Origin of the sequence: Coxiella endosymbiont of Dermacentor marginatus, assembly GCF_907164955.1 — a bacterium.
GTDB lineage: Bacteria > Pseudomonadota > Gammaproteobacteria > Coxiellales > Coxiellaceae > Coxiella.
On record NZ_OU015521.1, the window covers coordinates 715,223 to 729,739 of the forward strand.

The following is a 14,517-nucleotide window of genomic DNA, read 5'->3' on the forward strand; positions in this document are numbered from 1 at the left end:
ATTCAGAATATATCAATCATTGGATACAAAAATGTTAAATTATATGAATAGTGATCAATTGCGCCAAATTTTTGTTGAATATTTTAAAAAACTAGATCATAGAATTATTTCTAGTAGTTCGTTAGTTACTGAAAATGATCCAACCCTTTTATTTACAAATGCGGGGATGGTTCAATTCAAAAATATGTTTTTAGGTATTGACATGTGCTCTTACCAACGGGCCGTTTCTGTACAGAAATGTATACGAGTAGGCGGTAAGCACAACGATTTGAAAAACGTAGGCTACACATCCTACCATCACACTTTTTTTGAAATGCTAGGGAATTTTAGTTTTGGGGATTATTTTAAGCGCGAAGCTATTAATTATGCTTGGTTCTTTTTAACAGAAGTTCTAGAGTTACCGAAAGAACGTTTGTGGGTTACTGTTTTTCAAAATGATTTTGAAAGTGAAGCTATTTGGCTTAAAGAAATAAAAATTGATTCGAAGCGTTTTTTTCGTTGCGGAGAAAAAGAGAATTTTTGGCAGATGGGAGATAGCGGACCGTGTGGCCCTTGCACAGAAATATTTTACGATCACGGATCCGCAGTAACTAGTGGGCCACCAGGAGGTATTCACACGAATGGGGATCGTCGTATAGAAATTTGGAATTTAGTATTTATGGAATATAACCGGGACTTGTATGGTAAATTACATCCTCTAGATAAACCTTCTGTTGATACTGGGATGGGGTTTGAACGTATTGCTGCAGTAGTACAAGGTGTTCATGATAATTACGATATCGAATTATTCCAATATCTTTTAAAAGCTTTGGGGTTATTAATTGGTAATAAGGATTTTCGTAATACTTCCATGCGAGTAATTGTGGACCACATTCGTTCGGCTACTTTTCTTATTAATGATGGCGTTATCCCTTCTAATGAAGGAAGAGGTTATGTTTTGCGCCGTATTATTCGTCGCGCTGTGCGTTATGGATATAAACTAGGGCAACAGGAAGCCTTTTTCTATCAATTAGTAACTCCGCTAATAAAATCAATGGGGAATGCCTATCCAGAACTCTATAAAACTCAATTCATTATTGAAAAAGTTCTTCGACAGGAAGAAATGCAATTTTCTCAAACCTTATCTAAGGGACTCAATATTTTGAATCAGAAAATGGCAGAGTTGCCTCATCGGAAAATTCCAGGCGATTTGGTTTTTCAATTATATGACACTTACGGTTTTCCCCCAGACTTAACAGCAGATATTGCTAAAGAACATAATTTTACAGTAGATTATGCAGGGTTTGATAAAGCAATGGAGTGGCAGCGTAAACAATCTCAACAAGCACAGCGGTTTACTATTGATCGTACCCAAAAAGTATACATTGGTGGTGAAACCGAATTTGTTGGTTATGAAACTTTGAATACAAAAGCTTCTGTCACTGCACTTTTAGAAGCCAATAAGCCAGTAACTATCTTAAATAAAGGGACAAAAGGAGCAGTAGTCCTTGATCGCACTTCCTTTTATGCTGAATCTGGAGGGCAAGTTGGAGATCAGGGTTATTTATTTTTTGAATCTGGAAGTTTTCGTGTTAGGAATACCAAAAAACAGAACACCGTTTATTTACATGTCGGTGAGATGATCAAGGGAACTTTACATGTTACAGATAAAGTAGAGGCAAAGGTAGATAGCTCACGTTTCGATATTATGCGAAATCACTCAGCTACCCATTTGTTACATAAAGCTTTATGTCGTATATTAGGTGAGCACGTCGTACAAAAAGGTTCTCTAGTTGAAGCCAAACGTCTGCGATTCGACTTTTCACATCTACGATCCATGACTGAGAAAGAATTGCATGCTGTGGAGAAATTAGTGAACCAACAAATTCAAGCTAATTTGACTGCTACTGTGCATATCATGACACTTAATAAAGCAAAGGAACTAGGAGCATTAGCCCTCTTTGATGAACGGTATGGAAAGAGGGTTCGTGTTTTAAAAATAGGTGATTTTTCTACCGAAATTTGTGGCGGAACTCACATTGAACGAACTGGAGAAATTGGTTTATTCAAAATTATTTCTGAATCAGCCTGTGCCTCGGGTGTTCGTCGTATTGAAGCAGTTACTGGTCAAGCAGCATTAGCTCATGTTGCATCGGAGGAAGAGCAGTTAGAAATCTTAAGTAATTTATTAAAAACGAATAATAACGGATTGATTTTAAAAGTAAATAAATTATTGAAAGACTATCGTAACTTAGAAAAAGAGTTAATGAAATTAAAACAACAAATAGCCTCGCAGCAGATTTCACATTTGATAAATAAAGCAGTTGATATTCAGGGAATAAAAATTTTAATATCAAAAATAGAGACAGTGAATCGCAGTGCTTTACGCAGTATGGTAGATAAATTAAAGCAAAAACTCGGGAAAGCAGCTATCATACTTGCTATAGTAGAAAAAGATCAGGTTCAATTAATTTCTGGGGTAACAAAAAATTGTTTAGATTATTTTAGTGCTACGGAATTATTAATGTCTGTAGCTATTCACATTGGGGGACACAGTGGTGGTCGCCCAGACATGGCACAAGGAGGAGGCAATTCTCCAGAGCGGTTAGATGAAGCTTTGAAATCGGTGTACGAATGGATAAAAGCGAAATTAACAGCAACAGCTAAACATTAGAAGAGAAGTTCGTTGGGAACTCTACTAAAATTAAATTGGAGTCCTCGAACATGGCTTTAATCGTTCAAAAATTTGGGGGTAGTTCTGTTGCAGACATCGATAGAATACAGAATGTCGCTCGTATTGTTTCGGAAGCACGGCGGCAAGGACATGCAGTGGTGGTGGTGGTTTCAGCAATGTATGGTGAAACTGATCGACTTATTAAACTAGCACGTTCCATTTCCGATACTAATCTTAGAGAGTATGATGTTTTGATATCAACAGGCGAACAAATGTCTGCTGCTTTGCTTAGTATGGCATTAGAAGCCAGAAATTGTCCTGCTCATTCTTATACTGCTGCACAAATCCATTTACGAACTACTAACGAACATCAAAAAGCTCGAATTATTGATGTTGATCCTCAGATTTTGTTGGCCGATTTAAAAGAAGGATGTACTCCTGTGGTAACTGGATTCCAAGGAATTAACGAAATTAGTGAGATCACCACTTTAGGCCGAGGAGGATCTGATCTTACTGCGGTTGTTTTAGCTGCTGCTTTAAAAGCGGAGGAATGTCAAATTTTTACTGATGTCGATGGAGTTTATACCAGTGATCCAAAGGGTGTTCCTACCGCTAGGCGCATTTCAAAGATTACCTTCGATGAAGTAATAGAAATGTCTAGCTTAGGGGCTAAAGTACTCCAAAATCGATGTCTCGAATTTGCTGGGAAATATCAGGTTCCTATTCGCGTATTATCCAGTCTTCGAAAAGGACCAGGAACTTTAATTAGTTACGAACGAGATTGCATTGAGCAACCACTTGTATCAGGTATTGCTTTTGAAAGATATCAAGCAAAACTAACTCTCCAAGGAATTCCTGAAAGACTAGGAATAGCTAGCTACATTCTTGGACCTATTAGTAAAGCAGATATTGAAGTGGATATGATCGTTCAAAATGTCCTTGCTTTGAATACTAAGATCGATTTTAGCTTCACTGTACAACGGGATGATTACTTAAAAGTATATCCAATCATACAAATGGTAGCGGAAGAGCTTGGTGCCCAATCAGTATCGGGCAATAGCGAGGTTTCTAAGATTTCCTTAGTAGGTGTAGGGATGCGTTCCCATGCAGGTATTGCCTCTCAGATGTTTAGTGCTCTGGGGCAAGAAGGAATTCATATACATTTGATAACTGCTACTGAGGTTAAAATCTCAGCTGTGATTGATGAGAAGTACCTGGAATTAGGCGCTCGAACACTTCACTCAGTCTTTAATCTTGATCGAGATATAAAAATTTCTTGATTTATCATTGAATTCCGATATTATCTTAAAGTCTTTCAAAGATCGAAGAGCTTAGTGCCCTCGATTTTGCTAAAATTAAAAATAAGGAATTTTCGCCTTACTAAAGGCTCTTGCAGGTAAGGATTCCTTCAATGAAGGAGAGGAAGATGTTAATACTAACAAGACGTATTAGTGAATCGGTGATTATCGGAGACGAAGTCAAGGTGACTGTTCTTGGTATGAAAGGCAACCAAATCCGTATTGGTATTGAGGCACCAAAAGAGATTTCTGTTCATCGTGAAGAAATTTATGAGCGGATTCAAAAGGAAAAACTATTAAAACCGAAAGTTGAAGTTGACGCTGAAAAAGTATGTCTAAATTCTGAATGATCTCTACCTAATCCTTATTTTCTGTTTTAAATTTGAAGTATAGAAGATGGTTTATTTTACTTCTGCCAAAGGAATGTTATTATTCCTGCCACAAGAATGTAAAGGTATGTTACTTGGAAATTATTGTCTTTCTGATAACAAAAGAAGCTTGAACGCAAGTAAGCAATTGATTTTTAGATAGTATTGCTATTGATGGAGAGATGGCCGAGCTGGCTGAAGGCGCTCCCCTGCTAAGGGAGTATGGGGCGAAAGCTGCATCGAGGGTTCGAATCCCTCTCTCTCCACCAACCCAGATAACATGGAATAGAAAAACTCAGCTGTATCATAAAACATACAAATTAATTAATTAAGTTAATAATATTTAAGTGCGGCATCTGTTATTATCTTAAGAGTATAAGAGGGGTCTCTTAAATGTTTTCAAAGAATATTTTCATATTTAAAGTCATTAGTTAGATTAATTAAGAAACCAGAATTACTAAGAGGGATTGAAATTAGTAAAAAGCGTATAACTTTCTAGGAATTTTTCTTTTGCAGATTATTTTTAAAGGTGGTGTTATTTTGTTCACGTAATGGATATAACTCTGGATAAGGTTTTAATTTCTTTAGTAAAGCAAATAGACGTAAGTTGCTTATAATTTAGGGATATCTTAAAAGATAAATTGTATAAGTATTATACGTAAATATGACTATGAGACCAGGTTTTGATAATATACCGCCTTGGAAAAAATAGTTTGTATTCAGAAAGATAGATACGGAATAAAAATAAATCTATTTTTATCAAAGGTCATCTTGTTAGATTTAAGATCTTGTTAGATTTAAGTTAATAATGCAACACTATACATTCTGTATAGTGCAGTTCTTCTTGCCAAAATAATAAAACGTGGCACTCTTTATTTTGAGATAATCGAGATACAATACTTATTTAGACTTAATCACCATAATAAAGATAAGCAGTCTTTTTTTAGTAAGATTTGATTAAAAGTTCGAAAAAACTGGCATTCGGGCTTAAAGTGATAAGTTATTCAATTTGAGTATTAATGTGCTTTATTAACTGATTTTATTAACAATTTCATAACTATTCGTATCTTTTAAATTAAAGTGGAATAATGAAGCATGAGAAGATATTTTTATCTTGTATAGTATTGGAATCTTATCTTCTTTCTTATTCTAAGAAAGAAGATAAGAAATAAAGTTATATAAAGATAGCGAAAAAACCTAGTTTGAGTATAGTAATAAACTCCCTTCGACAAATTATATTTACTATTTATTGGAAAAGTTTGACTGATAAGGGAAAGTATATAAAAGGTTATTTATAGACGTTAAGTCAAAATGGGAATAAAAACATCCGATATAAATTAAAAGGCATCCAAAAAATAAAATATTAAGCTAGAGAGATTAAATAAAAGGGAACCTTGTAGGGAGATTGTTTAGATACTTTTATATTCTAGGTAAGCGGTTCCAGAAACTAACGAATACTACTCAAAAGATCAATAACTAACACGAAAAGGCCTATAATAGTGACTACAATTTGCCAGGTAGATTCAAATCTGTTACTTTATATGAAATTTAAAGAGCCAAATATTATATTATAGGAAGAACGGGACGACGGGGAGCGTGTCCCACCTATCACCCCTTATGTCCATAGTGTACTTGACTCATTGGGTATCAATGTTTCTTGCCACATTTGTAACGTCAGCTAAGTTAATATAGAGTTCTGAATGATAAAATGATAGATAGGAACTAGACCTAAACATAAACCCAGCGAGCGAGGATGAGGTATAACATTGTATATATCTATCATTTTTATATATGTTAGACCTTGTCTGATAATATTAACAATATATTATCTCATAATAAGACAGTATCTCTACTAGATAAAAACTAATTAAATAGTAATCCATGGAAGTTACGATGATTGATAAAAACGCAAAAATTTGTAACTTTTTGAAAAAATTATTAAATTTTTCATTATTCGGCTTAATCATCTTAAGTACGATTACTTTGGTAGGTTGCCGCGCAATGATGACTGGCATTCTGAATCCTAAAGGGATTATTACCTATGAAGAAAAGCAGTTACTTTTTGATTCGCTCGCTTTAATGTTAGTCGTAATAATACCGGTTTTTATCATGAGCTTTACTTTTATCATTCGCTATCATGAAAGCCATAAGACCTCAGATTACCAACCAAATTGGGGTCATAGCATCTTTCTAGAAACGATTTGGTGGAGTATTCCACTGATCATTATCTTCGTTCTTGGCATTATGACTTGGACGATGAGTCACAAATTAGATCCTTATCACCCTATAGGGGGTAAATGGGCAGAAAGACCAATGGTAATACAAGCAATAGCTTTACCTTGGAAATGGCTCTTTATTTATCCGGAACAAGATATTGCTACGCTAAACTACTTAGAAATTGCTAAAGGGCAACAAGTGAAATTTATGTTCACTAATGATAATGTTCCAATGAGTGCTTTCTTTATTCCACAATTAGGAAGTCAAATGTATACTATGGCGGGTATGAGGACGAAATTACATTTAATTGCTTCAAAAGAAGGTAGTTATAAAGGGTTTGATAGCCAATATAATGGGAAGGGGTTTTCAGATATGTATTTCGATGTGAAAGTAGTAAAACCGAATGAATTGCAAAGTTGGTTTGATAAAGTTAAGCAGTCTGATGAAAAATTAACACCTGCCGTGTATCAGAGGCTGATTCAACCTTCTATCAAAGTACCAGTACATTATTATTCTTCAGTAGTACCAAATTTGTTTTCACAGACTTGTTTAAAGTATCTGTAAGCAAACGGAATGCGCTTACGCAAGAAAACATAAGTGTGATCCCCTTTTAATTTTAAATTTTTAATAATAAAAGGATTAGAAATGTTAAGAGAACTTTTTTTAGGTAAATTAACACTCGATGCTATCCATCTTCATTCCCCAATTATTATGGGTGCTGATGTTTTCATGGCTGTAGTTTTTTTTGGGGTTATAGTATTCATTACCATTACTAGAAAATGGTCTTATATTTGGCATGAGTGGGTGACTTCAGTAGATCACAAAAAAATTGGTATCATGTACGTTCTTTTGGCAGGGGTAATGCTGCTGCGAGGTTTTTCGGACGTTGTGTTGATGCGTTTGCAACAAGCTGTCGCAGCAGGCGCGAATATAGGTTTCTTACCTCCTGAGCATTATAATCAAATTTTTACAGCCCACGGTGTTATTATGATTTTCTTTGTAGCCATGCCATTAGTGTTTGGCTTGGCTAATATTGTTTTACCATTGCAAATTGGTGCCCGAGACGTCGCTTTTCCTTATCTTAATTCCCTCAGCTTTTGGATGACTTTTTTTGGAGCGATGTTATGTAACATTTCTCTTGTTATAGGTGATTTTGCAGCAACAGGTTGGTTGGCTTACCCCCCGCTTTCTGAATTATATTATAGCCCAACAGTAGGAGTGGACTATTTTATCTGGTTATTACAAATTGCAGGAGTAGGAAGTCTGCTAGCAAGTATCAATTTCATCGTCACTGTGTTTAAGATGCGCGCTCCAGGCATGACTTTCATGAAAATGCCTATCTTCGTTTGGACGATATTCAGTTCAATGATTTTAGTTGCCCTTGCATTTCCAATTTTAACAGTTAGCTTGTTTTTATTAATGCTTGATCGACTTTTAGGAATGCACTTTTTTAGCCAGTACGCCGGTGGGAATATGATGATGTACATCAATTTAATTTGGGCTTGGGGGCACCCAGAAGTTTACATCTTGATTTTACCTGCTTTTGGTGTGTTTTCAGAAGTTGTAGCTACATTTAGTCAGAAGAAATTATTTGGTTATATGACGATGGTATATGCTACTCTTGTTATTACCTTGTTATCTTTTATTGTTTGGGTACATCACTTTTTTACTATGGGTAGCGGAGGGGATGTGAATGCTATTTTTGGGATTGCGACAATGATTATCGCTATACCTACTGGGGTAAAGATTTTTAATTGGCTCTTTACTATGTACAAAGGTAAAATCATCATGCGCACTCCTATGCTTTGGGTATGCGCTTTCTTTATTACTTTTTCTATTGGAGGAATTACAGGTGTGTTAATGGCTGTGCCGCCCATTGATTTTCAGGTGCATAATAGTCTGTTTTTAGTCGCGCATTTTCATAATGTGATCATTGGTGGTGTTCTTTTTGGATTTTTCTCCGGATTAATTTACTGGTTCCCGAAAGCTTTTGGTTTTCAACTTGATGAGCGCTTAGGTAAATGGTCTTTTGTTTTTTGGGTAGTAGGTTTCTATGCTGCATTTATGCCTCTTTATCTCTTAGGACTAATGGGGGTGATGCGCCGGCTTAATCATTATGTGGATGTTACTTTACAACCTTATTTCTTAGTTGCAGCTAGTGGAGCTGCATTAATTATGATTGGTATCCTACTACAAATTACTCAAGTTATCGTAAGCATCAAGAATCGTCATAAATTACGTGATAATACTGGGGACCCATGGAATGGTCGAACTTTAGAATGGTCTGTGGCCTCACCGGCGCCTTTTTATAATTTTGCTTTTATCCCGAAAGTGAAAGAAAGGGATCAATTCTGGATTGATAAACAAAGAGCGAAAAAACGAGGCCATTGTTGGTGGGCTGCTAATCCAAAAGATATGCAATATAGAGATATTCATATGCCAAAAAATACTTCGGCCGGTTTTTTTATTGCTATGTTTTCTGGAGTTTTTGGATTTGCCATTATTTGGAAAATGTGGATCCCTGCTATTATCGGATTAATTGGTGTGATTGCTATAATAATTGCTCGGACTTTCAGTAGGGATATCAATTATTATGTTAAGGCTGAAACAGTAAAGAAAACTGAATTACGTCATTATGAGGAAGCATTATCATGAATGCGCACGCGTTGACTACCTACAACAATCATCATAATTCAGACGCAATGGATATTTTTGGTTTCTGGCTTTACATCATGACTGACTGTATTTTATTTGCTTCGTTATTTTCTACCTTTTTGGTATTACACCATCCAGGAGCAGTAGGTCCTCCATTAAAACCATTAATTAATTTGCCTTATGTTTTGATTGAAACCCTATTTTTATTGATGAGTAACTTTACTTATTGTCTATCTATAATATTTGGAATTAATAAAAATGAATTACCTATTGTCATATTCTGGTTAATATTAACTTTTATGTTGGGTGCTGGATTTATTATTATGGAAACGAGAGAATTTATCCATTTAAGTATTGAAGGCTATACTTGGAATTTGAGCGGTGCAGCTTCCGCTTTTTTTACTCTTGTAGGAACACACGGTTTACACGTAATTGTAGGCTTGTTGTGGATATTAATCATGATTATTCAATTGTCAATTTTTAAAATTAACCAAGACGTATCAAGACGAATGGTTTATCTCGGTTTGTTTTGGAATTTCTTGGATATTGTTTGGATTTTTCTCTTCACGATCGTCTATTTAATGGGAGTTATCTTATGAGTGAAACACTCTGTGAACAGATGATATATGACACTAATAAGAAAAAGTTAGGGATTTATGTAATTGGAATGATCTTATGCCTTATTCTTACTTTAATTTCATTTATGACAGTGCTGGTAATGTATACGCTGTTTTCTAAAACAGCGATGTTAGCTATTATCTTTGTATCCGCTTCTATTCAATTTATGGTTCAGGTTATCTTCTTTTTACAATTAAATGCGAAAAACGAACAAAGCAGAATGAATTTAATATCTTTTGCATTTACCACAGTGATATTAATCGTATTAGTTGGATGTTCTTTATGGATTTTATGGAGCTTACATTATCGAATGATGAACTAAAATTATAATCTGCAACGAAGATGTACCTCAGGCTAGGTTAAGCTTTGGGTACTATAGCACTTGTGGTAAGATAAGATTGGTTATTATTCCTAGGGACTGAATTACGCGCCCGTAGCTCAGTTGGATAGAGTACCTGGCTACGAACCAGGCGGTCGGCGGTTCGAATCCGTCCGGGCGCACATAAATATCAATAAGTTAAAAATAAGTACACTCCCTGTTTATTCCCAAAATTAACTAGCTACTCAGCTGTTTATTACAAGCTTCTATTGAAACAAGCACAAATGACTCTAAATTCTCTAAATTAAGATGTATAGATTTTATGAACGAAGCGAGGTAATTTCTCGCTTCGTTCACAGTGATAATTAGAATCGAGCTCGTCGGCTTCCTCCACTACCACTAAAGCTTTCTCTTCGACGACCACCGTCGCTGTTATTATCCCGTGCAATGTTGACTCGGATTTTACGACCTTGTAGTTCAAGACCGTTGGCAACCAAGGCAGCTTGTGCTCCATTTTGATTCGTATAGGTGATAAAAGCGAATCCTTTAGAACGACCTGTTTCGCGGTCCGTAATTAATCTGGTTTCTTCGATATCACCATATTGTCCAAAAAAGGATTGAAGATCATCAGTTGTCACATCGTATGACAAGCTTCCCACATAGACTTTATTTTGACTCATCGTCATTTTTCCTTCGGTTATAGAAATAGAAACGCTTCTGCAAGAATGTTAGAAGCTTATCACATAAAGAGAAGCTCAAACAAATCTAAACTCAGCTTTAGTATTGTATAACATAATCTTAAAAAAAGATATGAATATCGTGTTCTTAAAATATTTCTTATTAAGAATCGATCATATTTTAATGGAAATTTAAGGTAGATTAGATCTAATTAGAAGCAATTATTTATTTAGATTTATCAAAAGAGGCTAGAGCGTTTAAGAGTTATTTTCTTGATCGAGACTTAGTGTGCACACCGTTTATTTTAAGGTAGAGGGATAATAGACATATTGGACTCTATAATATTCAGCATTAACTGTGCGTTAAAATGTCAGAAGTTTGAAGTTAGGAACTTTGTTTAAGGATTACAAAAGGATCACGATAAACATATTATAGAATGGCCTGATGATAGAAGGATTTGATGGTATGCCAGCGCACCCGCACAGCGTTTTAACTCAAACAAGCCCGCCTCACCCGATTAAGGCATACATTTATCTTTTGGAACATCGTACAAATGTACGAACAGCAAATTTTGCCCGTCAAGTGATTTTACATGATTTATGTTTTACATGATTTATGTTTGGATAAAAATGAGGTCAGAAAATTCTAACCTCAAATATTCCACAAATATTTCTTATAAAAATAAGAAACGCAATCAACCCTTTAATTATCTTCAATTGAGAGGAAGAGGGTAAAGTAAAATCTCTTAATTGCTTTTACTCACTATCCTCTTCTTCAATGCGTATCTTTTGACTTCCAGGACGCTCTACTTTAGGAATAGTAATTTCCAATACACCATGCTTGCTTTTTGCCTTAATTTTTTCAGGGTTGACGGATTCTGGAAGACTAAAGCGACGCATAAACGTACCTTTACTACGTTCAACTCTTAAAAAATCCTCTTTCTTCTCTTCGGTCTTGGTTTCTTTTTCTCCTTTTATTGTCAAGACATTATTTTCCATTGAAATTTCAATCTCTTTAGGGTTCACACCTGGGATATCCGCGCGGATTGCATAATGGTTATCCACATCTTTAATATCAATTCGGGGAGACCATTCTGCTAAAAAAGCGTCCCATAGCTCATTTTCTGTGGACCATCCAAAAGGTTCAAATAAATGATTAATATCTTGCTGCAAATGACTTAAAAGGCTACGTGGATATTTTTGGATATTTTTTGCCATGATTAATCTCCTGTTAATGTTTATTCCAAGCATACCTATGTATAGTATAGGGTTTAAAAGTTTAAATTTCAAGATCATACTTTTTCACACCTCTTCTTAAGAAGTTGTGATAAGATACTACCTCCCAAGCGCCCGTAGCTCAGTTGGATAGAGTAACCGGCTTCGAACCGGTTGGTCGGGGGTTCGAATCCCTCCGGGCGCGTGAAATTAATTGGGTTTTTCCTGTTTTTGAAGCATTTTTTAGGTTTCACAATATCAGACCCATTAGTGTTGCTGTTCCTATTCTACAGCGGTCAAACTTGAGTAACAGAATGTAAAGGTTTTTCAAATTTCATTCTTTTTATATGACACTGAAACGACATTCTTCATTTACTTACGATAGCTACTTCTATTTTTCCAAAACTAACACCCCACAAATAAGATGATTTATACTGCGCGTAGAAGTCATATTGTTAAGAATATTTGGTAGTTATCCTTTAATATATTTCGTTATTTTCTCCTGTTTTACCCCTTGTTTATTTCAATTTTTTATAACGGAGTACGTTCAGAATTTTTTCTTGAATGGTAGATGATTAAATGTAACAAAGAAACGAGTGTATAGATTTTTTCATGCAGTATATTGAAAGATTTAAAGTAACAAAATTACTGATCAATTGCTGCGTATACAAAATAAGTTTTAATGGCACAATAGCACCCCATAGGCAGTGAATTTTATGATACAGAGGTTATATCCAATTTCTTCAGACCTAAGATGATAATTTTTTTAATTGATAATCTAAGTAATCACTTTATTTGAGTAATGAAATGCTTTTTGATTTTATATATCCACACCGTATTTTAATTTCTTGGTAAACGGTATAAGGGAGACCACTATCTTCTTAAGGTTTATGTTTTTCAGAAAGTTATGCATGATCACCTTTCAATAATACCCCCACCCAGACATTGATTTTCTAAATAAAAAACTACAGATTGACCAGACGTTATTGCCCATTGCGGCTTTTCAAACTCTACTCGACATTGATCCGTCTCAAGTAGTGAAACGATACATGACTGATCTTCTTGACGGTAACGCGTTTTAGCCTTACAGGTCAAAGGTAGTAAAGGTGGAGTACCTTGAATCCAATGCAAATTGGAACAAATGAGCTCTTTAGTGTAGAGTAAAGGATGATTGCGATCTTGACTAACAATTAGTGCATTACACTTAATATTTTTATCAATAACGTACCAAGGCTTTTCGTTACTATCAGAACGACCACCGATATGAAGGCCTCTACGCTGTCCGCGAGTATAAAACATGACACCATGATGCTTACCGACAATCTTACCTTCGGGTGTTTTCATATTTCCTGGTTGTGCTAATAAAAATTCATTGAGAAATTCTTTAAATCTACGCTTACCAATAAAGCAAATGCCTGTGCTATCTTTTTTTGCGTGAGTAATTAAACCAGCATCTCTTGCTATTGCTCGAACGTCAGGCTTTTGATAATTACTTAATGGAAAAAGACTGTGAGCTAATTGATATTGATTGAGAAGATATAAAAAGTAAGTTTGATCTTTATTCTTGTCATGAGCCTTTAATAATTTAAAATAGCCATGTTCTTTTTGCAAACTCGCATAGTGTCCTGTAGCAAGAGAATCTGCACCCAGTTTTTTAGCGTATTCGAGTAGAGACTTGAATTTAATTTCTCGATTACACCAAACGTCGGGGTTAGGTGTTCGTCCCTTAATGAATTCATCTAAACAGTGTTGAAAAACATTACTCCAGTATTCTTTACTAAAATTAACCGTGTATAAAGGAATACCAATGTGATCCGCAACGGCTTTGGCATCGCTTAAATCTTGCTCAGCTGTACAAAACGGATCCTCTTTGTCAAATTCCCAATTTTGCATAAAGAGACCAAAGACTTTATATCCAGCTTTTTTCAAGATGAACGCAGCTACTGAAGAATCTACACCACCCGAAAGACCTACGGCAATCACCTAATCTCGTTCAAAATTAACATAGCATTAATGTAAAAGATAACAGAAAAAAGTCAAGAATACTTAGCTTGTAGTAAATTTGCGTCTTAACGTTGAAAACGGTACATTAGGCATTTCTAGCGAGTTCAGGTGCCTAAATCGCGAGGAGTAACTATGAATTTTTTAAATCTATTAGATATTGATACAGCTTATGCTACACCAGTTGTCGTCCAACAACCCCTACATCATGGAAATTTTTGGTCGATGTTATGGCTTCCACTCTTATTAGTTCTAATCTTTTATCTTCTGTTAACAAGACCTCAGATTAAGCGAGCGAAAGAACATAGACAGTTATTGGAAAATATTTCTCTTGGAGATGAGATCATGACGACCGGTGGCATTGCAGGAACAATAACACGATTAAAAAATAATTTTATAGTGCTTGAAATAGCAAAAGGGACAGAAATTACTGTAAAAAAAGGATCGATTGCTTCAATATTACCTAAAGGTACTATTAATTCGATTTAAATTTTGC

At 35.2% G+C, this 14,517-nt stretch carries 12 protein-coding genes and 3 tRNA genes; 12 read left to right on the forward strand and 3 right to left on the reverse strand.

Annotation, left to right across the window (positions count from 1 at the left end):
* Positions 1-43: 43 nt before the first annotated feature.
* The 9 genes from alaS (at position 44) to ONG85_RS02830 (ending at position 10,310) form a co-directional block, all read left to right on the forward strand.
* The gene (gene alaS / locus ONG85_RS02790; protein ID WP_264435889.1) at positions 44-2,653 is read left to right on the forward strand and encodes an alanine--tRNA ligase; all 2,610 of its coding nucleotides are present in this window, start codon (positions 44-46) and stop codon (positions 2,651-2,653) included.
* Between the two features lie 50 nt (positions 2,654-2,703).
* Positions 2,704-3,933 (forward strand): aspartate kinase, encoded by a 1,230-nt coding sequence (locus ONG85_RS02795; protein ID WP_264435423.1) that lies wholly within the window; start codon positions 2,704-2,706, stop codon positions 3,931-3,933.
* A 146-nt stretch (positions 3,934-4,079) separates the two neighbouring features.
* The gene (gene csrA / locus ONG85_RS02800) at positions 4,080-4,301 is read left to right on the forward strand and encodes a carbon storage regulator CsrA (protein WP_264435424.1); all 222 of its coding nucleotides are present in this window, start codon (positions 4,080-4,082) and stop codon (positions 4,299-4,301) included.
* A gap of 194 nt (positions 4,302-4,495) precedes the next feature.
* Positions 4,496-4,588: transfer RNA gene (locus ONG85_RS02805), tRNA-Ser, on the forward strand.
* 1,624 nt (positions 4,589-6,212) lie between these two features.
* Positions 6,213-7,100: a COX aromatic rich motif-containing protein gene (locus tag ONG85_RS02810; RefSeq protein ID WP_264435425.1), complete on the forward strand. Its 888-nt coding sequence runs from the start codon at positions 6,213-6,215 to the stop codon at positions 7,098-7,100.
* Between the two features lie 81 nt (positions 7,101-7,181).
* Entirely contained in the window at positions 7,182-9,191 is a 2,010-nt protein-coding gene (gene cyoB / locus ONG85_RS02815) for a cytochrome o ubiquinol oxidase subunit I (protein ID WP_264435426.1), read from the forward strand.
* Entirely contained in the window at positions 9,188-9,790 is a 603-nt protein-coding gene (cyoC, locus tag ONG85_RS02820) for a cytochrome o ubiquinol oxidase subunit III (RefSeq protein ID WP_264435427.1), read from the forward strand. Before cyoB ends, cyoC begins: the two co-directional genes overlap by 4 nt.
* Entirely contained in the window at positions 9,787-10,131 is a 345-nt protein-coding gene (gene cyoD, locus ONG85_RS02825) for a cytochrome o ubiquinol oxidase subunit IV (RefSeq protein ID WP_264435428.1), read from the forward strand. Before cyoC ends, cyoD begins: the two co-directional genes overlap by 4 nt.
* A 105-nt stretch (positions 10,132-10,236) precedes the next feature.
* Positions 10,237-10,310: transfer RNA gene (locus ONG85_RS02830), tRNA-Arg, on the forward strand.
* Positions 10,311-10,493: 183 nt separating this feature from the next.
* On the opposite strand, the gene ONG85_RS02835 is transcribed toward ONG85_RS02830, so the two are convergent.
* Complete coding sequence (locus ONG85_RS02835; protein WP_406566707.1) at positions 10,494-10,808, reverse strand: RNA recognition motif domain-containing protein; 315 nt, start codon at positions 10,806-10,808, stop codon at positions 10,494-10,496.
* Positions 10,809-11,250: 442 nt separating this feature from the next.
* Here ONG85_RS02835 and ONG85_RS02840 point away from each other — a divergent pair, with 442 nt between their 5' ends.
* Positions 11,251-11,418 (forward strand): hypothetical protein, encoded by a 168-nt coding sequence (locus tag ONG85_RS02840; RefSeq protein WP_264435429.1) that lies wholly within the window; start codon positions 11,251-11,253, stop codon positions 11,416-11,418.
* A 143-nt stretch (positions 11,419-11,561) separates the two neighbouring features.
* Here the strand turns inward: ONG85_RS02840 and ONG85_RS02845 are convergent, their stop codons facing one another.
* Positions 11,562-12,023, reverse strand: a complete 462-nt coding sequence (locus tag ONG85_RS02845) for an Hsp20/alpha crystallin family protein (protein ID WP_264435430.1) — start codon at positions 12,021-12,023, stop codon at positions 11,562-11,564.
* Positions 12,024-12,151: 128 nt separating this feature from the next.
* Here ONG85_RS02845 and ONG85_RS02850 point away from each other — a divergent pair.
* Positions 12,152-12,225 (forward strand) — tRNA-Arg (locus ONG85_RS02850).
* A 710-nt stretch (positions 12,226-12,935) separates the two neighbouring features.
* On the opposite strand, the gene mnmA is transcribed toward ONG85_RS02850, so the two are convergent.
* Positions 12,936-14,003 (reverse strand): tRNA 2-thiouridine(34) synthase MnmA, encoded by a 1,068-nt coding sequence (gene mnmA, locus ONG85_RS02855; protein ID WP_264435431.1) that lies wholly within the window; start codon positions 14,001-14,003, stop codon positions 12,936-12,938.
* Between the two features lie 153 nt (positions 14,004-14,156).
* Between mnmA and yajC the strand changes: the two genes are divergently transcribed.
* The gene (gene yajC / locus ONG85_RS02860) at positions 14,157-14,510 is read left to right on the forward strand and encodes a preprotein translocase subunit YajC (RefSeq protein ID WP_264435432.1); all 354 of its coding nucleotides are present in this window, start codon (positions 14,157-14,159) and stop codon (positions 14,508-14,510) included.
* Positions 14,511-14,517 lie beyond the last annotated feature (7 nt).